The organism is Solilutibacter pythonis, from assembly GCF_003697345.1.
Taxonomy (GTDB): Bacteria; Pseudomonadota; Gammaproteobacteria; order Xanthomonadales; family Xanthomonadaceae; genus Solilutibacter; species Solilutibacter pythonis.
This window is the reverse complement of sequence record NZ_RFLY01000017.1, coordinates 53571-73021: the sequence shown is the minus strand read 5'-3', so window position 1 is coordinate 73021 and position 19451 is coordinate 53571. Positions and strand designations below refer to the sequence as shown.

24 protein-coding genes are annotated in these 19451 nt (G+C 69.1%); 10 read left to right on the top strand and 14 right to left on the bottom strand.

Translation table 11 applies throughout. From position 1 onward, the window contains the following. Positions 1-604, bottom strand: a 604-nt coding sequence (locus EBB59_RS11260; protein ID WP_147455569.1) for a sulfite exporter TauE/SafE family protein, incomplete at its 3' end; no start/stop codon positions are given. Positions 605-646: 42 nt separating this feature from the next. Between EBB59_RS11260 and EBB59_RS11255 the strand changes: the two genes are divergently transcribed. The 3 genes from EBB59_RS11255 to EBB59_RS11245 are packed head-to-tail and all read left to right on the top strand — an operon-like array spanning position 647 to position 4307. Next, the gene (locus tag EBB59_RS11255) at positions 647-2650 is read left to right on the top strand and encodes a lytic transglycosylase domain-containing protein (RefSeq protein ID WP_122102244.1); all 2004 of its coding nucleotides are present in this window, start codon (positions 647-649) and stop codon (positions 2648-2650) included. Further along, positions 2647-3087 (top strand): PH domain-containing protein, encoded by a 441-nt coding sequence (locus tag EBB59_RS11250; RefSeq protein WP_122102243.1) that lies wholly within the window; start codon positions 2647-2649, stop codon positions 3085-3087. Before EBB59_RS11255 ends, EBB59_RS11250 begins: the two co-directional genes overlap by 4 nt. Continuing rightward, a complete protein-coding gene (locus EBB59_RS11245) occupies positions 3084-4307 on the top strand; it encodes a multifunctional CCA addition/repair protein (RefSeq protein ID WP_122102242.1) in 1224 nt (407 codons plus the stop codon). The genes EBB59_RS11250 and EBB59_RS11245 overlap by 4 nt, the downstream gene beginning before the upstream one ends. Here EBB59_RS11245 and EBB59_RS11240 read toward each other — a convergent pair. The 3 genes from EBB59_RS11240 to EBB59_RS13890 form a co-directional block, all read right to left on the bottom strand. Next, a complete protein-coding gene (locus EBB59_RS11240) occupies positions 4304-4645 on the bottom strand; it encodes a VanZ family protein (RefSeq protein ID WP_245979272.1) in 342 nt (113 codons plus the stop codon). The two genes, EBB59_RS11245 and EBB59_RS11240, sit on opposite strands and share 4 nt — an antisense overlap. 77 nt (positions 4646-4722) lie before the next feature. Then, the gene (locus tag EBB59_RS11235) at positions 4723-5910 is read right to left on the bottom strand and encodes a class I SAM-dependent methyltransferase (protein WP_122102240.1); all 1188 of its coding nucleotides are present in this window, start codon (positions 5908-5910) and stop codon (positions 4723-4725) included. A 90-nt stretch (positions 5911-6000) separates the two neighbouring features. Continuing rightward, positions 6001-6147: a hypothetical protein gene (locus EBB59_RS13890; RefSeq protein WP_158601791.1), complete on the bottom strand. Its 147-nt coding sequence runs from the start codon at positions 6145-6147 to the stop codon at positions 6001-6003. Between the two features lie 143 nt (positions 6148-6290). Here EBB59_RS13890 and EBB59_RS11230 point away from each other — a divergent pair, with 143 nt between their 5' ends. Continuing rightward, positions 6291-7031 carry a pteridine reductase gene (locus EBB59_RS11230; RefSeq protein ID WP_122102239.1) on the top strand — a complete coding sequence of 247 codons (741 nt, stop codon included), beginning with the start codon at positions 6291-6293 and terminating at the stop codon, positions 7029-7031. Here EBB59_RS11230 and folK read toward each other — a convergent pair. From folK to tsaD, 3 genes are all read right to left on the bottom strand, one after another. Next, a complete protein-coding gene (folK, locus tag EBB59_RS11225) occupies positions 7028-7534 on the bottom strand; it encodes a 2-amino-4-hydroxy-6-hydroxymethyldihydropteridine diphosphokinase (protein ID WP_122102238.1) in 507 nt (168 codons plus the stop codon). The two genes, EBB59_RS11230 and folK, sit on opposite strands and share 4 nt — an antisense overlap. Positions 7535-7653: 119 nt before the next feature. After that, the gene (gene folB, locus EBB59_RS11220) at positions 7654-8013 is read right to left on the bottom strand and encodes a dihydroneopterin aldolase (protein WP_122102237.1); all 360 of its coding nucleotides are present in this window, start codon (positions 8011-8013) and stop codon (positions 7654-7656) included. Positions 8014-8250: 237 nt separating this feature from the next. Further along, entirely contained in the window at positions 8251-9264 is a 1014-nt protein-coding gene (gene tsaD, locus EBB59_RS11215) for a tRNA (adenosine(37)-N6)-threonylcarbamoyltransferase complex transferase subunit TsaD (protein ID WP_122102236.1), read from the bottom strand. Between the two features lie 99 nt (positions 9265-9363). On the opposite strand from tsaD, the gene rpsU reads away from it, so the two are divergent. The 5 genes from rpsU to EBB59_RS11190 all read left to right on the top strand — a co-directional run bounded on the left by rpsU (position 9364) and on the right by EBB59_RS11190 (position 13908). After that, the gene (gene rpsU / locus EBB59_RS11210) at positions 9364-9579 is read left to right on the top strand and encodes a 30S ribosomal protein S21 (RefSeq protein ID WP_122102235.1); all 216 of its coding nucleotides are present in this window, start codon (positions 9364-9366) and stop codon (positions 9577-9579) included. Between the two features lie 100 nt (positions 9580-9679). Continuing rightward, a complete protein-coding gene (locus tag EBB59_RS11205; RefSeq protein ID WP_122102234.1) occupies positions 9680-10129 on the top strand; it encodes a GatB/YqeY domain-containing protein in 450 nt (149 codons plus the stop codon). Continuing rightward, on the top strand, positions 10126-10998 hold the full coding sequence (locus EBB59_RS11200; RefSeq protein ID WP_122102233.1) for a YihY/virulence factor BrkB family protein: 873 nt from the start codon (positions 10126-10128) through the stop codon (positions 10996-10998). Before EBB59_RS11205 ends, EBB59_RS11200 begins: the two co-directional genes overlap by 4 nt. Positions 10999-11115: 117 nt before the next feature. After that, the gene (gene dnaG, locus EBB59_RS11195) at positions 11116-12861 is read left to right on the top strand and encodes a DNA primase (RefSeq protein ID WP_122102232.1); all 1746 of its coding nucleotides are present in this window, start codon (positions 11116-11118) and stop codon (positions 12859-12861) included. A 30-nt stretch (positions 12862-12891) separates the two neighbouring features. Continuing rightward, entirely contained in the window at positions 12892-13908 is a 1017-nt protein-coding gene (locus tag EBB59_RS11190) for a YeiH family protein (protein WP_122102231.1), read from the top strand. A gap of 3 nt (positions 13909-13911) precedes the next feature. Here the strand turns inward: EBB59_RS11190 and cyoE are convergent, their stop codons facing one another. The 4 genes from cyoE to EBB59_RS11170 are packed head-to-tail and all read right to left on the bottom strand — an operon-like array spanning position 13912 to position 17284. Continuing rightward, entirely contained in the window at positions 13912-14826 is a 915-nt protein-coding gene (cyoE, locus tag EBB59_RS11185; RefSeq protein ID WP_122102251.1) for a heme o synthase, read from the bottom strand. Between the two features lies 1 nt (position 14827). Beyond that, on the bottom strand, positions 14828-15985 hold the full coding sequence (locus tag EBB59_RS11180; protein WP_122102230.1) for a COX15/CtaA family protein: 1158 nt from the start codon (positions 15983-15985) through the stop codon (positions 14828-14830). Beyond that, positions 15982-16560: a hypothetical protein gene (locus EBB59_RS11175; RefSeq protein WP_122102229.1), complete on the bottom strand. Its 579-nt coding sequence runs from the start codon at positions 16558-16560 to the stop codon at positions 15982-15984. Before EBB59_RS11175 ends, EBB59_RS11180 begins: the two co-directional genes overlap by 4 nt. Continuing rightward, a complete protein-coding gene (locus EBB59_RS11170; protein ID WP_122102250.1) occupies positions 16553-17284 on the bottom strand; it encodes an SURF1 family protein in 732 nt (243 codons plus the stop codon). Before EBB59_RS11170 ends, EBB59_RS11175 begins: the two co-directional genes overlap by 8 nt. Before the next feature lie 47 nt (positions 17285-17331). Between EBB59_RS11170 and EBB59_RS11165 the strand changes: the two genes are divergently transcribed. Next, positions 17332-17556 carry a twin transmembrane helix small protein gene (locus tag EBB59_RS11165; RefSeq protein ID WP_122102228.1) on the top strand — a complete coding sequence of 75 codons (225 nt, stop codon included), beginning with the start codon at positions 17332-17334 and terminating at the stop codon, positions 17554-17556. Positions 17557-17818: 262 nt separating this feature from the next. On the opposite strand, the gene EBB59_RS11160 is transcribed toward EBB59_RS11165, so the two are convergent. From EBB59_RS11160 to EBB59_RS14020, 3 genes are read right to left on the bottom strand one after another with little or no spacing between them, the layout of a single operon-like run. Next, complete coding sequence (locus EBB59_RS11160; protein ID WP_122102227.1) at positions 17819-18706, bottom strand: cytochrome c oxidase subunit 3; 888 nt, start codon at positions 18704-18706, stop codon at positions 17819-17821. Positions 18707-18727: 21 nt separating this feature from the next. Next, positions 18728-19306 carry a cytochrome c oxidase assembly protein gene (locus EBB59_RS11155; protein WP_122102226.1) on the bottom strand — a complete coding sequence of 193 codons (579 nt, stop codon included), beginning with the start codon at positions 19304-19306 and terminating at the stop codon, positions 18728-18730. Then, on the bottom strand, positions 19303-19443 hold the full coding sequence (locus EBB59_RS14020; protein ID WP_170156557.1) for a hypothetical protein: 141 nt from the start codon (positions 19441-19443) through the stop codon (positions 19303-19305). Before EBB59_RS14020 ends, EBB59_RS11155 begins: the two co-directional genes overlap by 4 nt. Positions 19444-19451: the final 8 nt, after the last annotated feature.

Sequence of the window (19451 nt, the reverse complement as noted above, 5' to 3'; positions counted from 1 at the left end):
ACGCACTGGCCAGGCCGATGAACACCCCGCAGGCCGAGGAAGTCCCGACTGCGCGCACCGGCGGCACGTCGAGCCAGGTGAGCAACGGTACCGTCATGCTGCCGCCGCCAATACCGACGAAAGCCGATACCGCGCCGATCCCCGTGCCGGCCACGCTCATCCCCACGCCACGCGGCGAGCGCGCCGGGTCACCGGCCTGTTTCGGTTTCGACAGCAGCATCTGCGCCGCCGCGATCAGGCAGTACGCCGCCACGCCCCAACGCAGCCAGCGGCCATCGACATCCACCGCAACCCGGCTGCCCAGCCAGCCGCCAAGCAACAGCCCCGGCACCATCCACGCCACTGTCGGCCACAGCACGCTGCCGCGCCGAGCATGCGCCTTGGCCGAGGACATCGCGGTGAACACGATGCTGGCAAGCGAAGTCGCCAACGCCGCATGCATCGCCGACGCCGTCGGCACCGCTCCCTGCGCCGGCAACAGCCAGGCCAGCGCCGCCACCAGCACCAGCCCGCCGCCAATGCCGAGCAAACCCGCCAGCACGCCGGCCACCGCGCCCAGGGCGAGGAAAGTCAGCAACGTGAGCGGTTCCAGCGCGAACGGCATCGGGGGCACCCGGATTCAGAAGACGACCGCTATAGTCCGCGCATGCGCCCCCGTCCGTCCACCCTGCTCCTGTTCGCGCTCGTCGCCGGTTGTTCGGGCGAAGGCGGCGCGCAGCCCCCCGCCAGCGGCGACACCACCGAGGAATCCCCGGCCAGGCCGCCGCCACGCGAAGACAGCCAACTGCGCGAGGCCATCGCCGCCGCCGAGCGCGGCGAATTCGACCCCGCGCGTTTTCCCGGCTTGGAGCGCCACCCCGCGCGCGACTGGGTGGAATACGCCCGCCTGCGCCGCGACATCGACCGGCTCGCCACCACGCAGGCCGACACCTTCCTCGCCGCGCACGCCCGGGATGCCGTCGGCGGCCGCTTCCGCAACGAATGGCTGGCCGCCGCCGGCCGCCGCGGCGACTGGGCCGCCTTCCGCCGCGCCTGGCGCGCCGGCATCGAACGCCCCGCCCTGCGCTGCATGGAACTGAATGCGCGTATGAGCACCGGCCAGGCCGATGCCGGCTGGATGCAGGACGTACGCGCCGCCTGGCTGTCCGGCAAACCCCTGCCCGAGGACTGCGCCGCGGCGGTCGGCGGCTGGCAATTGCGCGGCGGAATGAACGACGCCCTGCGCTGGCAGCGCATTGATCTAGCCATCGCCGAAAACCAGCCCAGCGTGATACGCGAAGCCGCCAACGGCCTGCCCGGCCACCTCGCCACACTGGCCAACGCCTATGCCGATGCACTCGCCGGCCGCCTCGACGAGCGCGCGCTGCAATGGCCGAAAGACCGTCGCGGCCGCGCCGTCGCCAGCGCCGCGCTGGTGGCGATGGCGAAGAAATCTCCCGCCAACGCCGAAACCGCACTGGCGAAATTTTCGCCAGCGCTGCGCCTCGACGAAGCCGAGCGCGGCCGCGTGCTGTACGAAATCGCCTTGCAATCCGCCGCCTCGTACGAACCGGAAGGCGCGCGCCGCCTCGCCGCCGTGCCGGCCGCCAGCTACGACGAACGCCTGCACCAGCTCGCCATGCGCGAAGCCCTGGCGCGGCGTGACTGGGCTGGCGCGCGCGCCGCCATCGCGCGCATGCCCAGAACCCTGCGCGACAAGCCGCAGACACGGTATTTCGAAGCCCGGCTGCGCGAACTCGCCGGCCAGCCCGGCGCCGAAGCGCTGTACCGGCAAGTGGCGAAGTACCCGGAGTTCCACGGCTTTCTCGCCGCCGACCGACTCAAGGCGCCGTATCCGCTATGCCCGTGGACGCCAGAGCCGCAACCAGCCCTGGAGAAACGAGTCGCGGCCGCACCGGCGCTGCAACGCGCCTTCGCGCTCTACCGCATCGGCCGGCGCGAATGGGCGCTGGCGGAATGGAACAGCGCATTGCAAGGCTTCGGCGACACCGAGCGGCGGATCGCGGTGGCCCAGGCGCAGGCCAGCGGCTGGTTCGACCGCGCGGTGTTCAACCTCGCCCGCGACAACCGCGAAGAACTGCGCCTGTATCCACTGCGCTTCCCCCTGCACCACACCGCCGCCATTCGCCGCGAAGCCGCGAAAAACGCCATCGATCCCGCCTGGGTCGCCGCCGAGATCCGCGCCGAAAGCCTGTTCGACCCCAACGCGCGCTCGCCCGCCAACGCGATGGGCCTGATGCAGGTGCTGCCCGCCACCGGCGAAGCGACCGCCGCCAAGGCCGGCATCCCCTGGCGGGGCGCCGAGACCCTGTACGACCCCGGTCGCAATATCGCCATCGGCAGCGCCTACCTGCGCGAAATGCTCAACCGCTGGACCGACCTGCCGCACGCCATCGCCGCCTACAACGCCGGCCCGACCCCGACCGCGCGCTGGCGCGATCAACGCCCCGACTTCGATCCCGATTTCTGGATCGAGACCGTCAGCTACCGCGAGACCCGCGAATACGTGCCGCGCGTGCTCGCCTTCAGCGTGATCTACGACTGGCGAATGAACGGCGACGCATTGCGGCTCTCCGAGCGCATCGCCGGCCGCAACGACGGCGAACGGGTGAAATTCACCTGCCCGAAGGGCGTGGGCGCGGGCGAATGACCCGTCACGCCCGGCTACACTGCGCCGGTCCCGGCAACGAAACGCACCCGATGGGCCTGATCGACACCCTACTCGGCCGCGCCGGCGAAACATCCGCCAACGAACGCGAAGACGCACCGCGACCGCTGCCGGCCGAAGGCGAACGGATCGAACACGGCTTCGCCCTCGTCCGCGACGTGATCGCCTTCTCCGGCCACCGGCTGATCCTGGTCAACAAACAAGGCGTGAGCACCAGAAAAACCGAATACCGCGGCATCCCCTATCGCGGCATCGCGACGTACACGCTGGAAAGCGCCAGGCGCCTCGACCTAAATGCCGAGTTCAAGCGCTGGCTGTTCGGCCAGCCCGACCCCATCGAATCGAAGCTCGGGCGCGGCGAAGCCACCACGCGACTGGTCGCGCCGCGGGCCCAGCACATGCCGCGTCGAACGCGATGAAGACCTACCTGGTGGGCGGCGCGGTGCGCGACGAACTGCTCGGGTTGCCGGTGGGCGACCGCGATTTCGTCGTGGTCGGCACGACTCCGGAGGCGATGCGCGCGGCCGGGTACCGGCAAGTGGGGCGCGATTTCCCGGTATTCCTGCACCCCCACACCGGCGAAGAACACGCGCTGGCCCGCACCGAGCGCAAGACCCTGCGCGGGCACACCGGCTTCGTCGTCCACGCCGCGCCGGACATCACGCTGGAGCAGGATCTGGCCCGGCGCGACTTCACCCTCAATGCCATCGCCCGCGACGGCGGCGGCACGTTGATCGACCCCTTCGATGGCGCGGGCGACATCCGCCGCCGCGTGCTGCGGCACGTCGGTCCGGCCTTCGTCGAAGACCCGCTGCGGGTGCTGCGCGCGGCGCGCTTCATGGCGCGGCTGGCCCCGCTCGGCTTCGGCATCGCACCGGAAACCCTGGCGCTGATGCGGACGATGGTGGCCAACGGCGAACTGGCCACGCTGACCGCGGAGCGGGTCTGGAAGGAGTTGTCGAAAGCGCTGGCGAGCGCGCGACCCTCGGCCTTCCTGCGCACGCTGCGCGCGGCCGGCGCCCTGCGCGCGGTGCTGCCGGAAGTCGATGCGCTCTACGGCGTGCCGCAGCGGCCCGAGTTTCATCCCGAAATCGATGCCGGCCTCCACACCGAACTGGTCTGCGACATGGCCGCGCGCCTCGCGCCCAGCGACGACCTGATCGGCTTCGCCGCGCTCACGCACGATCTCGGCAAGGCGCTGACGCCCGCCAATGAACTGCCCCGCCACCGGCTGCACGAACTGCGTGGCGTCGCGCCGATCACCGCGCTTGCCGCGCGCCTGAAACTGCCGAGCGAACATGCGCAACTGGCAACACTCGCCTGCCGCGAGCACCTCAACGTGCATCGACTCGACGAAATGAAAGACGCCACCGTGCTGAAACTGTTCGAACGCGGCGACGCTTTCCGCAAGCCCGCACGCATCGCCCAGCTCGCCACCGTCTGCGAAGCCGACAAGCGTGGCCGCGCCGGCGCGGCGGACGAGGACTACCCACAAGGCGCGGAATTGCGGCGACTTTTCGCCGCCGCGCAAACCATCAGAGCCACCGACGTGGCGCCCGGCCTGAACGGCCCCCAGGTCGGCGAAGCGATCCGCAAGGCGCGGCAACGCGCCATCGGCAACGCGCGCACCGGCCGCTAACGGCGACCGCCGTCGATCCGCAGCAGCAGGTCGCGCAATGGCGTGAAGCCGGTGGCGAAGCCGGCCAGCACGCCCAGCGTATTCGCCAGCGCATCCATCCGATCGGCGGTACGGCCCAGGTGCATCGCGCCCTGCGCATGCTCCAGCCCGACCCCGAGCAGCACCAGCAGGAGCGCCATCACAAGCCACGCCGATTTGCGCGCATGCAACTGCACCGCGCCGGCCATCAAGAAAAAATAGGCGAGGAAATGCCCGAGCTTGTCGTTGCCGACCGGCGGCGCCGGAATATCGCGCGGCGGCAGCAGTGACAGCACCACCACCACGGCGATCATCAACATCCACAACCCGGCCCAGCGCCAGGGCCGGCGAAAGGGCTTGAGCGAACGGCCGGGCCGCCAGCCGCGTAGCGGCGGCCTCACAAACGCCAGCTCAGATCGCCGCCGGTGAAGGCGTGCTCGAACGCCACCCCGCGCTCGAAGCCCATGAACTGAAAGCGCTCGCCCATCGCATCGGGCAGGACCAGTTGCTTGGCCTGGCGACGCAGGCGCAGGCGCGCGGCCTCGTCCTTCGCCCGCGCGTCTGCCTCGGCCAGGCGCGCGTCGAGACCGTTGCCGATCAGGAACGCCGCCTGGGTGGCGTAACCGGCGAGATCGAAACCGGCATGGACGCCGGCCTCGGCCAGTGCGGTGAAATCGACCGAAGCGGTGATGTCCTGTAAGCCCGGCCAGTCCGTCACCCGCGGCACCAGATGATGCCGGCGGAAAGCACGCACGGTGCCGTGCGCGCGGCTTGGATGGTAGTACTCCGCACGCGGGTAGCCGTAATCGCAGAACAGCAGCGCGCCACGCCGCAACGGGCCGACCACCGCTTGCAACCAGTACGGCAACTGCGGCAGCAATTCCGAGCGATAGCCCGCCGCCAGCGGCGCGTCGAGCGCGCCCTCGACATGCCTGACCGCGGCGCTCAGCATGTCGTCGGCCGGGCGTTCGGTGACGAAGAAGCCGCCGTCGGCGTGGCTGGCGACGTATTCCTCCAGCACCTCGCCACCCTCGCCAATGACGAAACGCGGCGTCGGCAGGGCATCGATCACTTCATTGGCGAACACCACGCCCCGCCATGCCTCCCCAGGCGGGCCATCCAGCCATTCGACGATATCGAACACCGGCGGGATGAGATGGTCGCGCAGGTGCGCCTGCTGGCGCTGGCGCAGATCCGCGCTGGGTTCGAGAATCGCATAGCGCGCCGGCAGCGCATCGCGCGCCAGCAGGCGCTTCAGCGCGGTTTCGGCGAACGCGCCGCTGCCACCGCCGATTTCCAGGAACTGTGCCTCCGGCCCGATTTCCTCCAACACCGGCGCCAACGCGTCGGCCACGCAAGCGGCGAACAGCGGCCCCAGCTCCGGCGCGGTGACGAAATCACCGGCCGGGCCGAACTTGGCCGCACCCGCGCTGTAATAGCCCAGGCCCGGCGCGTACAGGGCCAGCTCCATGAAACGGGAAAACGCGATCGCGCCGCCCTGGCCGGCGATTTCGGCGCGAATGAGCGCCGCCAGCCTGGCGCTGTGGATACGGGCATCGGAATCGGGATCGGCCAGCGGAGTCATCGAAAAAAAACGGGCACGGACATGCTCCCAGCATACCCGTGCCCGGCCCTGCCGCGCCGGCTCTCCCCGCCGGCGCTGGATTCCCCGTCGTCAACCTTTACGGCGACGATCTTCCTCACGCATCTGCTTGCGTATGAACGCCCGCACCACGAATGGCATGCCGATCAGGATGACCGCACCGATGATGGTCAACCAACCCACCGGCTTTTGCAGCATTTCCACCAGCATCGGATGCATGGCATACCCTCCCGTCTGTTTCGGGGAAAGTTTGCCGGGGCGGGGGCCGCGCCGTTTTGATCATCCTCAATTTTGCCGACGATTCCAGGCCGGCGAACGCGGGCTCGGGTAGCATCCCCGCTGATCCTCAGCGGAGCGTTTGCATGTCCGATTCCCGCCCCGTCGCGCTCGTCACCGGCGGTGCTCGCCGTATCGGCGCCGCCATCGCCCGCCGCCTGCATGCCGACGGCTACGACCTGGCGCTGCACCATTTCGCCAGTGGCGAAGCCGCCGCCACGCTGGCCGCCGAACTGGATATGCACCGCCCCGGCAGCACGCGGGTGCTGGCCGCGGATCTGCGCCAGCCGGCCAGAATCCCGGAACTGGTGGCGCGGACAATCGACCATTTCACGCGGCTGGACGCGCTGGTCAACAACGCATCCGCCTACTACCCCACGCCCTTCGGCACGGTCACACCCGCGCAATGGGACGAGCTCTTCGCCATCAACGCGCGCGCGCCCTTCCTGCTGGCCCAGGCCGCCGCGCCGCATCTGGCGCAACGAAACGGCGCAATCGTCAACCTGGTGGACGCCTATGCCGAACGGCCGCGTCCCGGCATCGGCGCGCATGCCGCTTCGAAAGCGGCGCTGGCCGGCGTCACCCGCGCCCTGGCGGTCGAACTGGCGCCACGGGTGCGGGTCAACGGCATCGCCCCCGGCGCGATCCTCTGGCCGGAGGACGGCATCGATCCGGCCCTGCAAGCGCAACTCCTCGCCCGCACCCCGCTCGCGCGCGCGGGCAGCGTGGAGGAAGTCGCCGAGGCGGTGCGCTGGCTACTGCGGGATGCAGGCTATCTGACCGGGGAAATCCTGCGCCTGGATGGCGGACGCGGCGGGCTGGGCTAGCCCGCCGGCTCCAGATCCACCACCTCGGCCGGGGTGCCGAATTCCGGGTGCGCGCGCCAGGCGTCCATCACCGTGCGGCCCAGCCCGGGAATCGCCACCGCCGGCGCGATGTCCGCCAGCGGCCGCAGCACGAAGGCGTGCTTGAGCTCGGGACGCGGCAGGCGCAGATGGCCCGGGCCTTCCAGCACCAGCGCGTCGTAGAGCAGCAGATCGATGTCGATGTTGCGGTCGGAGAAACGCGGCCCGCCACGGTCGCGCCCCTGGGCGTCCTCGCAGGCATGCAACCAGGCATCCAGCTCGCGCGGGCCAAGGCGGGTGCACACGATGGCGGCGGCATTGAGGAAATCCGCACCTTCGAAACCGACCGCCGCGGTGCGGTACACCGGCGAGAACAACACCTCGCCGAAACGGCCGCGCAGCGCCGAGAAGGCCAACGCCAAGTTCATTTCCGGTTCGATGTTGCTGCCCAGGCTGAGATAGGCGAGGTGCCAGTCATCGTTCATCGGTCAGGGACTCCCTGGTAAATCGAAAGTGTGCGGCGCGCCGGGAGCGCCACATCGCGCCCCGGCCCGTCCGCTCCACGGCCCGCGCCCCCGCGGGTTCGCTTCGGGCGGCGCATGGCTCACCCGGCCCGCCTGCCGCGTTCGATCACCACGCCCACCGCGCGCGAGCCCGTGACCGCACCGGGCTTGGACAACTTCAACCGCAGCCAGGACACGCCGAACTCTTCGCGGACGATGTCGGCGCAGCGCTCGGCCAGCGATTCCACCAAGCCGAAGCTCGACGCCGAGACGTAGGCGATCAACCGCTTGGACACGGCCTTGTAGTCCAGCGTGTCGGCGATGTCGTCACTGGCGGCCGGGCGGCGGTTGTCGAAGGCCATCTCGATGTCGAGTACCACCTTTTGGGTGATCTCGCGCTCCCAGTCGTAGATGCCGATGACGCAATCGATTTCCAGCGCTTCGATGAAGACGATATCCATGGCGATCCGGTGAAACCTGTTCCGCACATGCTATCGCCGAATACGGCCTGCCAGGGTGAATCGCCGCCCCGGCGCTCCATTCCACCCGGCCACACCGCATGCCGCTGCCGCCGACCGGCGCGCTCCACGCCACGGGCCGGGGGAGGCGCGAACGCCAAGCGCGCGACGGCGAACCTTCATACCGGGGCCGGCAATGGCCGGCGGTTCCAAGACGTTGGACAGGCGCGCGGCGCCGGCTCAGACCGCCGCCAGACGGGCCATGTCCCAACGCGGCACGACGTGCACGCCGAGACCGTCGCGCTGCCCGGCCGCCAGCCGCAACGCGCCGGCGAAGGCGATCATCGCGCCGTTGTCGGTGCACAGCGCCGGGCGCGGAAAGCACACCCGGCCACCGCGTTTCCCGGCCACCGTCTGCAACCGCGCGCGCAGGCGGCGGTTGGCGCCGACGCCACCGGCCACCACCAGGGTGTCGCAGCCGGCCGCGTCCAGCGCGCGCGCGCACTTGATCGCCAGCGTATCGGCCACCGCGTCCTCGAAGCCGCGGGCGATGTCGGCGCGCGTCCGTTCGGACTGGTCGCTGCCCTGCCAGGCCATCAGCACCTGGGTCTTGAGTCCGCTGAAGCTGAAATCGAGGCCGGGACGGTCGGTCATCGGCCGGGCGAACTTCCACCGGCCGGGCACGCCGGTCTCGGCCAACGCGGCCAGTTGCGGGCCGCCGGGGTAAGGCAGGCCCATCAGCTTGGCGGTCTTGTCGAAGGCTTCGCCGGCGGCGTCATCCAGCGTCTCGCCCAGCAGGCGGTATTCGCCGATCCGCCTGACCTCGACCAGTTGCGTGTGCCCCCCCGAAACCAACAGGGCGACGAACGGCGGCGACGGCGGGTCATCCTCCATCAGCGGGGCCAGCAAATGCCCCTCCATGTGGTGGATGCCGACCGCCGGCACGCCCAGCCCCCAGGCCAGCGCGCGCGCCGCCGCCGCGCCGACCAGAAGCGCGCCGACCAGCCCCGGCCCGGCGGTGTAGGCCACGCCACCGATGTCGGCGAGTGCGATGCCAGCCTCGTCCAGCGTCCGCCGCACCAGCGGCAACAGCTTGCGCACGTGGTCGCGGCTGGCGAGTTCCGGCACCACGCCGCCGTATTCGGCGTGCAGGGCGATCTGGCTGTAGACCGCATGCGCGCGCAGCCCGGCACCGACGCCATAGACGGCGACGCCGGTTTCGTCGCAGGAAGTTTCAATGCCAAGGACGTTCAAGAGCGCGGTTTCCGGGCGGGTTGCATCGGGAGGATCGATGCCGCTATCATACGCGGCTCACCCGGCCCAGGCGGCCGGAACGTCCCATTCGAGAGTCCTATGCCCAGCGTCAAAGTCCGCGAAAACGAGCCGTTCGAGTTTGCCCTGCGCCGCTTCAAGCGCACCTGCGAAAAGGCCGGCGTCCTGGCCGAAACCCGCAAGCGCGAGTTCTACGAGAAGCCGACCCAGGAACGCAAACGCAAGGCCGCCGCCGCGGTGAAGCGTCAGGCGCGCCGCACCGCGCGCGACGTCACCAAGCGCCAGCGCTTGTACTGACCGCCGCCTCGCCTCCGTGCGAGGCGAGCCCTGCGCTCCACGAAGCCGGCCGAAAGCCGGCTTTTCGTGTTGACGCATCCCCCACCCCGTGGAGACCCCGATGTCGCTCAAGACCCGCCTCACCGATGACATGAAGGCCGCAATGAAGGCCGGCGACAAGCCGCGCCTGGCGGTCATCCGCCTGATCAACGCCGCCATCAAGCAGAAAGAGGTAGACGAACGCATCGAGCTGGACGATGCCGCCGTGCTCGCCGTGCTGGAGAAGATGCTCAAGCAGCGCAAGGATTCGATCAGCCAGTACGAGGCCGCCGGCCGCGAAGACCTGGCCACCATCGAACGCGACGAGATGACGATCATCGACACCTACCTCCCGGAGAAACTCGGCGCAACCGAGATCGCCGCCGCCATCGAGGCCGCGATCGCCGACACCGGCGCTACCGGCCCGGCCGACATGGGCAAGCTGATGGGCGTACTGAAGCCGCGTCTGGCCGGCCAGGCCGACATGGGACAAGTGTCCCAGATGATCAAGCACCGCCTCGCCGGCGGATGAAACGCGACCGCTCCCGGCTGGCCGAGCGCCGCTCGCTGCTGCGCGAGGGCATCGCGCGGGCGCGGCGCAGCTTGCCGGCCGAGGCCGCCGAGCGCTTCATCGAGTTGGACCTGCTGACCCACGCCGCGGCGCTGGCGTTCTACGCCCTGCTGTCGCTGGCGCCGCTGCTGTTGCTCCTGCTGTGGCTGACCGCCTCGTTGTACCCGGAAGCGCAGGCGGCCCTGCTCGGCCAGATATACCAACTGGCCGGCAACGAATCCCGCGCGATCGCCGCCACCGTCCTGCACAACGCCACCTCGCGTCCTGATATCGGCTCGTTCGCCGGCTGGTGGAGCACCCTGCTGCTGTTCATCGGCGCCACCGTGGTGTTCGCGCGCCTGCAAGGCACGCTCAACCTGATCTTCCACAGCGACGCGCGCGCGCTCGGCGGGCCACTGGCCTGGCTGCGCAAGCGGGTGTTCTCGTTCGGCGTGGTGTTCGCGCTGGGCTTCCTGCTGCTGCTCTCGGTCACCGTGACCACCGCGCTGCAATTCGCCCTGGCCGGGCTGCCGGCGCTGCTGCCGTTCGCCGGCAACATCGGCGCGCTGCTGGTCTACACGCTGGCCTTCGCGCTGCTCTACCAGTACCTGCCGGATCGCCGGGTCGGCTGGCGGCAATCGCTCATCGGCGGCACGTTGACGGCGGCGCTGTTCGTCGTCGGCCGGCAATTGATCGGGCTCTACATCGTCCATGCCGCGCCGGGCAGCGCCTACGGTTCGATGGGCACACTGGTGCTGATGCTGGTCTGGGTCTACTACGCCGCGGTGGTGTTCTTTTGCGGCGCGTTGCTGACCGCCATCATCGACGAGCGCCGCTGCGCCGACGGCTAGACTGCGCCAATGGCCCGTCCCGCCCGCCCGCTCACCGCACCCCGCACCGCGCGCGCCGCTTGCGTGGCGGCGCATGGCGGTGCGTGGCGCCACGCACCCGCCGTGACGGATTGACCCATGGCCCGCATCCCCGATGCCTTCATCGACGACCTGCTCGCCCGCAGCGACATCGTCGAGGTGGTCGGCGCGCGCGTGCCGCTCAAGAAGAAAGGCCGCGAATACGCCGCCTGCTGCCCGTTCCACGACGAACGCTCGCCCTCGTTCTACGTCTCGCCGACCAAGCAGTTCTACCACTGCTTCGGCTGCGGCGCGCACGGCACCGCGATCAGCTTCCTGATGAACTTCGACCGGCTGGAATTCCTCGACGCGGTCGAGGAGCTGGCCAAGCGCGCCGGCATGGAGGTGCCTCGCGACACCACGCAGAAGGCCGCCAACCCGGAGACGCAATTACTGTTCAACGCCCTGGAGGCGGCGCAACGCTTCTTCCGAAAACAACTGGCGACAAGCGACGAAGCGCGCCGCTATCTCGATGAGCGCGGCATGGACGCCGACACCCGCGAACGCTTCGGCATCGGCTACGCGCCGGCCGGGTTTTCCGCCTTGAAGGATGCGCTGGGCACCGAACCACGCCGCCTGCAACTGCTGGAAAAGGCCGGCATGTTCTCGAAGAACGAGCGCGGCCACGTCTACGACAAGTTCCGCCACCGGGTGATGTTTCCCATCCACGACCGCCGCGGCCGGGTCATCGCCTTCGGCGGCCGGGTGCTGTCGAAGGAGGATTCGCCGAAATACCTCAACTCGCCGGAAACCCCGCTCTTCCACAAGGGCCGCGAGCTGTACGGGCTATGGCAGGTGCGCCAGGCCAACCCGAAGATCGCCCGGCTGATCGTGGTCGAAGGCTACATGGACGTGATCGCGCTGTTCCAGCACGGCCTGCCCGAGGCCGTCGCCACGCTCGGCACCGCCACCACGCCGGATCACGCCGAGCTGCTGTTCCGCAACGCGCCGGACGTGTACTTCTGTTTTGACGGCGATGCCGCCGGCCGCCGCGCGGCGACGCGGGCGATGGAATCCGTCCTGCCACGCATGAAGGACGGGCGGCAGGCGTTCTTCCTGTTCCTGCCCGAGGGCGAAGACCCCGACTCGCTGGTGCGCGACGAAGGCCGCGCCGGCTTCGACACCCGCCTTGGCGCCGCCACGCCGCTGTCGCAGTTCTTCTTCGACGAACTCGCGCGCGACGTGCGACTGCACACGCTGGAAGGCAAAGGCCGTCTGGCCGAACGCGCCAGGCCTTTCCTCGCCCAGATTCCCGATGGCGCGTTTGGCGACCTGATGCGCGCGCGCCTGACCGAACTCACCGGCGTCGGCGCACGCGCCAGCGGGCCAGAGACCCACGTACCGGTACAGCGCGTGCGCGCGCAAGCCAACGCCGGCGCGGCCCCCAGGCGCAGCCTGGTTCGCGGCGCGATCACCCTTTTGCTGCAAAAACCCGCCCTGGGGTTGGAGGCGACGATCCCCTACGTCTTCGCCGGCCTTCGCCAGCCGGGCGTGGCGCTCCTGACCGAATTACTCGACGTGGTGCAGATGCGTCCCGACATCCGCACCGGCGGGCTGCTGGAGATATTCGCCGAACGCGAGGAAATCGAAGCCCTGCGCAAACTGGCCGGCATCGACCTGCCCGGCGACGAAGCCAACTGGCAGGCCGAATTCGACGACGTGCTGGCGCAACTGGAAAAACAAACCCGTCAGCAACGCATCGACGAACTGATGCTGAAAATGCGCGAAGTCGGCACCACCGGCATGTCGGCGGAAGAGAAGGACGAGTTGCGCGAATTGCAAGCAGCCATGAATACCCGGCGCTAACATGCTCGCTTTCACCCACCCGGTACACCGATGAACCGCTTTGTTTCTCCTTGGCCAGCCCGCGCACCCGGCTTGGTCTTCGCCGCCGCGATCGGCCTGGCGGCCATGCTGATCGAGCCGTATTCGCGCGGCATCGGCATGAGCGCGCTGCCGCTGGCCATCGTCATCGGCATCGTGCTCGGCAACTCGTTGTTCCCGCGCGTGGCGGGATCGACCGGGACGGGCGTCGATTACGCGCGCACCATGCTGTTGCGCGCCGGCATCGTGCTGTTCGGCTTTCGCCTGACTTTTCAGGACATCCTCGACGTCGGCCTTGGCGGCATGGTGATCGCGCTCGTCGTCGTCGCCAGCGTGTTCGTGCTGGCGTTGTGGCTGGGGCGGTTGATGAAGATGGACGAGGAAACCGCGCTGTTGATCGGCTCCGGCGCCTCGATCTGCGGCGCGGCGGCGGTAATGGCGGCCGAGCCGGTGGTCAAGGCGCAGGCCAGCAAGGTCTCGGTGGCGGTGGCGACGGTGGTGGTGTTCGGCACACTCGGGATGTTTTTGTATCCATTTCTGAAGACACCATTCGGGCTGGACGCGCATGCCTACGGCGTCTACGCCGGCTCCACCATCCACGAGGTGGCGCAGGTGGTGGTGGCCGGGCGCGCGGTCAGCGAGACGGCGGCCGACGTGGCGGTGATCGAGAAGATGATCCGGGTGATCCTGCTGACGCCCTTCCTGCTGCTGCTCTCGGCCTGGATGCGCGCGAAATCCGCCGGCGCCGGCGGCAAGGCCAGACTGGTGATCCCATGGTTCGCGGTGCTGTTTCTGGTGGTCGGCGCGTTCAATTCCCTGCACCTGCTGCCGAAACCGGTGGTGGACGCGATCCTCCTCCTCGACACTTTTCTGCTCGCCACCGCGATGGCCGCGCTCGGCCTGCGCACCCACGTCGGCGCGATCCGCCAGGCCGGCATGAAGCCGATGCTGCTGGCGGCGATCCTCTTCGCCTACCTGATCTTCGGCGGGCTGGCGATCAACCTGGGCGTGACGCGGCTATTGGGTTGAGCCTCAGGCCACCGGCACCAGCGTGAAGGCCGGCTTGCCGCCCAGCCACGGCATCAGCCAGTGGTCGATCAGCAGGAAGGCGAAGAGCGCCATCAGGTAGACCACCGAATAGTTGAAGACGCGCATGGCGAAGAAATCCTCGGGCGAGCTTTGCAATTTCCATGCGTACCAGACGAACACCAGACCCAGCACCAGCGCGCCCCCGAGATAGAACCCGCCGCTCATGCCCGCCGCCCAGGGCAGCACGCTGGCGACCAGCAGCAGCACGCTGTAGAGCAGGATCTGCCAGCGGGTGTAATGCACGCCGTGGGTGACGGGCAGCATCGGGATCAATGCGCGGGCGTAATCGTCGCGACGGAAAATCGCCAGCGCCCAGAAATGCGGCGGTGTCCAGACGAAGATGATGAGAACGAGCAGGAGCGCGTGCGCCCAGTCCCACGGCCCGCGCATGCCGGTCACGGCCGCCCAGCCGAGCAAGGGCGGCGCGGCGCCGGCAATGCCGCCGATCACGATGTTCTGTGGCGTCGCCCGCTTCAGCCAGCCGGTGTAGACGATGGCGTAGCCAATCAGCGAAGCGAAGGTGAGCAGCGCGGTCAGCACGTTGACGAACAGCAGCAGCAGCCCCATCGACGACACGCCAAGCGCGATGGCGAACAGCAGCACCTGGCGCGCGCCGAGCGCCCCGGCCGGCAGCGGACGGTGCCGGGTGCGCGCCATCAGCGCGTCGATGCGCTGGTCGATCAGGTGGTTGAGCGCCGAGGCCGAGGCCGCCGCCAGCCAGATACCGAGCAGGCCGAATGCGCTCTCTCTCAGCGGCGGCAATGCCGGCACGGCCAGGAACATGCCCACCAGCGCGGTGAATACGATCAGCGCCACCACGCGCGGCTTGGTGAGCCGCCAATAGTCGCGTGCGCGCATCTCAGCCACTCCGCCCGAGCGGCGCCAGCCGTGCCAGCAAGGTGACGACTACGAACAGCAGCAACACGGCACCGGCGTTGTGCAGCACCGCCACCTCGAGCGGCAGGCCCAGCATGACGTTGGCGATACCGAGCGAGAGCTGCGCCAATGTCGCCAGCCCGAGCAGCACGCCCCAGCCGCGCATCCCCGGCACCCGCAGTAGCCGAATCACCAACGCCGCCATGTACGCCAGCACCGCGCAGGCGAAGAGCCGATGCATGAGCTGGATCGCGATGCGTGCCGGGGCGTCGAGCACGCCGCCTTCGTAATCCACCCCGATGCCGCGCCAGAGCACCAGCGCCTCGCCGACGTCGTGCGACGGCCACCACTGGCCGAGACACTTCGGGAAATCGATGCCGCAGGCCATCGCCGCGTAATTGGCGCTGACCCAGCCGCCCAGCGCGATCTGTGCCAGCAGCACGCCCAGGCCGATCCGCAGCCACGCCCGTAGGCTGCGCTCGTCCACCGCGCGCAACGGCGCGTCGGTGGCGCGCCAGGCCATCCACGTCAGCAGGCCGAAGCTGCCCAGCCCGCCCAGCAGGTGGCCCATCACCACGACGGGTTTGAGGAGCCAAGTCACCGTCCACATCCCCAGCAATGCCTGGAAGACGATGAGCGCCAGCGTCAATGCCGATATCCGCGCCAGATCCTCGTTCGACCAACGCCACGCCGCCGCCAGCAGAATCGCCTCGCCAACGAGCGCCAACACGCTGGCGATGACGTGCTGGCCCTGCATGTAGAGCGGGATGGCGAGGCCGACGATGCCGGCCGCGGCCAGTACCCACGCCATGCCGAAGCGACGCTTGCGCGCGCCGATCAACGCCAGTACCAGCACCAGCACGCCCAAGGCGGCGGCCAGGTGGCGGTGCACCTGCTCGCGCCAGGCGCGCCGGCCATCGAACGGGCGGATCGCGCTGGCGGCGTGATCGGCCGCGTCCGCCGCCGCCTTCGGCCAGGTGACGCGGCCATAGCAGGTCGGCCAGTCCGGGCAGGACAGTCCCGCGTGCGACAGCCGCACGAACGCGCCGAACACGATTACCCCGAAAGCGAGCGCCACCGCCAGCCAGGCAATGCGATGGAAATGCCGGGTCAGGCCCGGCCCGTGCGGACGTGTGCTCATTTCAATTTCAGCAGTTTGGCGAGGTCGCCGCGCAGGTCGCCCGGATCCTGTCCGGCCCGGTAGCGCAGGATGGCGAAGCCGTTGGGGTCGATGACGTAAGTCAGCGGCGCGGCGGCCCCGCGCGCGCCCGGCAAGGCGTCGCGTATCGCCGGGGCGTCGGCGAAGGCGCGCTGGTGGCTGGCCGCCGGCGCCGAGGCCGGCACCTCGCCGAGCCAGAACACTTCGATACGCTCGGCATCGCGCCCGGCCAGTTGCCACACTTTGTCGAGATCGACGGCCAGGGTGTCGCACGGCGCGCCGCAATTCTCCGGCGCGGCCACCAGGATGCGCCAATGACGCTCGGCCGGTCGCCAGTGGTAGACGCCGCCCCCGGCCAGACGCGGCCCGGCCCGGCGCAGGTCGCCTGGTGGATCGAGCAATTCGCCCTTGTTCTTCATCCCCACCGGTCGCCAGCCGGAAAAGCGCAGCGCACCGGCCACCACGAAGGTGCCGAACACCATCAGCGCGATCGCCAGCAGTGCGTGGCGGTTTTTCTTACGCGCGGCAAGCCGCGCGGGGCGGGGGGAATCATTCATGGCGAGATCGGGCGCGCAGGGTGAGGACGAGGGCGATGGCCAACACCGCGGCGGCCAGCGCGAACCACTGCACGGCATAGCCCAGATGGCGCGCCGGTGGCAGCGTATTGGGCAGCACGTCGAGGTCGCGCGCGTGGCCGGTCAGCAATGCCGGGTCCAGCCGCAGCACGCGCGGCGCGATTGCCGGCAGGCCGAGCTCGGCGGCGATAGCGGCCGGCTTCAACGCAATCGCCAGGCGCTCACCGGCGGGCGTCACCTGCGCTTTCGCGGCGATCACGCCTGGCGAGGGCGGCGGCAACAACAAGCCGCGCAGCACCTGCCGACCGGACGGTGGCGGCGCGATCGCCGGCAGCGCACGGCTGGCCGGCAGCGGCAACCAACCCAGTTCGACCAACAGCGGCATCGCCATGCCTTCGGCCTGGAACAGCCGAAACACCCGCACACCGGTCCGCCCCGCGCGCTGCTGGTTGTCGAGCAGCCAGGCCGGCCGCGCCAGGAAGCGGCCGCGGCCTTCGGCCCAGTCGTAATCCTTCGTCCGCGCCGGATCGGCGGCGGCGGCCAACGGCGCCGCACGCTTCGCCTCGATGACCCGCGCGACCGAGGCCAGCATCGCTTCCTTCTCGTGCATGCGCCGCCACTGCCAGCCACCCAGCGCGCAGAACGCCACCGCCAGTAGCAGCGCCGCCGCCCACCCCATCGCGAAGGTGTGGCGATGCCGGTTCATGCCGCCATCCACGCCATGCGGACAATCGGCGTACAGTGCGGCGGGTGATGAGTCCCGCGCTGAAAACCCTGCTGATCGTCGCCTTCCTGATCGCCATCGTCTGGAACCTTGGCGCGAGCCTGTTCTACATGGTGTCCGACAAGGGCCAGTCCAAACGCACCGTCAACGCCCTGACCAAGCGCATCGCGCTGTCGGTGGCGTTGATCCTGATCCTCGCGCTGTCGATCAAGATGGGTTGGATCGTGCCGCATGGCGTGGGAAGGAATCCTTGAAGTCAGGGGTCAGGGGTCAGGGGTCAGGGGTCAGGGGTCAGGGGTCAGCGGTCAGCGGTCAGCGGTCAGCGGTCAGCGGTCAGCGGTCAGCGGTCAGCGGTCAGCGGTCAGCGGTCAGCGGTCAGCGGCAGGGATGGTGAAGGCATCGCAGCCTCGAATACCGAGCGCCATCCCGCGACAAACAAAGGACTGGAAGCAAAACGAAACCAACACGCATACCGCTTTTCTCCGGCCCCTAGCCTCTGCTCCCCGCCCCCTGCTCTCAAAGCACGTAAACGAACAGGAACAGTCCCAGCCAGACCACGTCGACGAAGTGCCAGTACCAGGCCACCGCCTCGAAACCGAAATGATGGTCGGCGCTGAAGTGGCCCTTCAGGCACCGCAACCAGATCACGGCCAGCATCAAGGTGCCGAGGGTGACGTGCAGGCCGTGGAAGCCGGTCAGCAGGTAGAAGGTGGAGCCGTAGATGCCGGAACCGAGCGTCAGGTTCAGCTCGCGCCAGGCGTGCATGTATTCCTCGGCCTGGAAGAACAGGAACACCAGGCCAAGCAGAACGGTCAGGCCGAGGAACAGCAGCAGCCGGCCGCGCTGGTTTTCCTTCAGTGCGTGGTGGGCGATGGTGATGGTGACGCCCGAGGACAGCAGGATCAGCGTATTGAGCAGCGGCAACCCCCAAGCGCCGACGGTCTGGAACGCGCCGCCAATCGCGGCCGGGCCGTTCGACGGCCAGCCGGCGGCGAAACCCTCCCATAGCACCGCGTTGGTCATCGCGCCGTCGCCCGCGCCGGACAGCCACGGCAAGGCGAACTGGCGGGTGTAGAACAGCGCGCCGAAGAAGGCGGCGAAGAAGAAGACCTCGGAGACGATGAACCAGATCATCCCCATCCGGAAGGACACGTCCACCTGCCGGTTGTAGTAGCCGCGCACCGATTCGGTGATGACGTCGGCGAACCACTTGAAGACGATCGCGGCCAGGAACGCCACCCCCAGCAGGAACACTACCTTGCCCCAGGCGGCTTCGTTCAACCAGTTGGCGAAGCCGATCATGGTGACGAACAGAGCGACCGAGGCCCAGATCGGCCACGGGCTTTTGGCGGGCACGTAATAGACGTTGGGGTCGCGCGGATCGCTGGCGTGGGCTTGGGCCATGTCGTTCTCTCTTGCGGGTGCTCAACGGGCCGCGGCGACCCGAGCCGCTTCGGCGGTCAGCGGGTCGTTGCGGAAGAAAGCGTAGGAAAGCGTGAGCGTGTTGACGTCCTTCGGTAGCCCCGGATCGACGATGAAACGCACCGGCATGTCGCGCGACTCGCCGGGTCGGAGCGTCTGCGCGGTGAAGCAGAAGCATTCGGTCTTGTTGAAGTACCTGGAGCCGCGCGCCGGCGCCACCGAAGGCACCGCGCTGCCGACGATCACCCGCCGGCTGGTGTTCCTGGCGTAGTAGGTGGTTTCGTACTGTCGGCCCGGCCGCACCTTCATGCTCAATTGGCGCGGATGGAACTCCCAGGGCAGCGCCGAATTCACCCCGCCATCGAACTGCACCGTGACCCAGCGCGTCTCGTCCACGCCACGGCGGGTGGCAGCGGTCGCGTTGGCCGGCCCCTGCTCCAGGCGTATGCCGAGCACCTTCTCGCAGGCGATCCGGTACAGCGGTACCAGCGCGAAGCTGAAACCGAACGCCAACAGCGCCACCAGCAGCATCCGCCCGAGACCGCGACGACGCTTCGGCGTATCGGGACCGCGCGTCTTCATCGGCCCAGAATCCCCTTCAACATGAACGCGACGAAGATGGCCAATGCGATCAACGCCATCGCCCACGCTGTCCGCCGCGCGGCCTTGCGGCGCGCTTCGAGCGAATAGACCGGCGGTGCGGGATCGCGTTCGCTCATCTTCGTGC

Coding starts and splice junctions, on each gene's coding strand:
- EBB59_RS11160 (WP_122102227.1), bottom strand. CDS start 18,706: ATGGCCCAAGCCCACGCCAGCGATCCGCGCGACCCCAACGTCTATTAC.
- EBB59_RS11170 (WP_122102250.1), bottom strand. CDS start 17,284: ATGAACCGGCATCGCCACACCTTCGCGATGGGGTGGGCGGCGGCGCTG.
- EBB59_RS11190 (WP_122102231.1), top strand. CDS start 12,892: ATGAACCGCTTTGTTTCTCCTTGGCCAGCCCGCGCACCCGGCTTGGTC.
- EBB59_RS11165 (WP_122102228.1), top strand. CDS start 17,332: ATGAGTCCCGCGCTGAAAACCCTGCTGATCGTCGCCTTCCTGATCGCC.
- cyoE (WP_122102251.1), bottom strand. CDS start 14,826: ATGCGCGCACGCGACTATTGGCGGCTCACCAAGCCGCGCGTGGTGGCG.
- EBB59_RS11175 (WP_122102229.1), bottom strand. CDS start 16,560: ATGAATGATTCCCCCCGCCCCGCGCGGCTTGCCGCGCGTAAGAAAAAC.
- EBB59_RS11245 (WP_122102242.1), top strand. CDS start 3,084: ATGAAGACCTACCTGGTGGGCGGCGCGGTGCGCGACGAACTGCTCGGG.
- EBB59_RS11235 (WP_122102240.1), bottom strand. CDS start 5,910: ATGACTCCGCTGGCCGATCCCGATTCCGATGCCCGTATCCACAGCGCC.
- folB (WP_122102237.1), bottom strand. CDS start 8,013: ATGGATATCGTCTTCATCGAAGCGCTGGAAATCGATTGCGTCATCGGC.
- EBB59_RS11255 (WP_122102244.1), top strand. CDS start 647: ATGCGCCCCCGTCCGTCCACCCTGCTCCTGTTCGCGCTCGTCGCCGGT.
- EBB59_RS14020 (WP_170156557.1), bottom strand. CDS start 19,443: ATGAGCGAACGCGATCCCGCACCGCCGGTCTATTCGCTCGAAGCGCGC.
- EBB59_RS11230 (WP_122102239.1), top strand. CDS start 6,291: ATGTCCGATTCCCGCCCCGTCGCGCTCGTCACCGGCGGTGCTCGCCGT.
- EBB59_RS11240 (WP_245979272.1), bottom strand. CDS start 4,645: ATGTTGATGATCGCCGTGGTGGTGGTGCTGTCACTGCTGCCGCCGCGC.
- EBB59_RS11250 (WP_122102243.1), top strand. CDS start 2,647: ATGACCCGTCACGCCCGGCTACACTGCGCCGGTCCCGGCAACGAAACG.
- EBB59_RS11155 (WP_122102226.1), bottom strand. CDS start 19,306: ATGAAGACGCGCGGTCCCGATACGCCGAAGCGTCGTCGCGGTCTCGGG.
- EBB59_RS13890 (WP_158601791.1), bottom strand. CDS start 6,147: ATGCATCCGATGCTGGTGGAAATGCTGCAAAAGCCGGTGGGTTGGTTG.
- rpsU (WP_122102235.1), top strand. CDS start 9,364: ATGCCCAGCGTCAAAGTCCGCGAAAACGAGCCGTTCGAGTTTGCCCTG.
- EBB59_RS11205 (WP_122102234.1), top strand. CDS start 9,680: ATGTCGCTCAAGACCCGCCTCACCGATGACATGAAGGCCGCAATGAAG.
- dnaG (WP_122102232.1), top strand. CDS start 11,116: ATGGCCCGCATCCCCGATGCCTTCATCGACGACCTGCTCGCCCGCAGC.
- EBB59_RS11200 (WP_122102233.1), top strand. CDS start 10,126: ATGAAACGCGACCGCTCCCGGCTGGCCGAGCGCCGCTCGCTGCTGCGC.
- folK (WP_122102238.1), bottom strand. CDS start 7,534: ATGAACGATGACTGGCACCTCGCCTATCTCAGCCTGGGCAGCAACATC.
- EBB59_RS11180 (WP_122102230.1), bottom strand. CDS start 15,985: ATGAGCACACGTCCGCACGGGCCGGGCCTGACCCGGCATTTCCATCGC.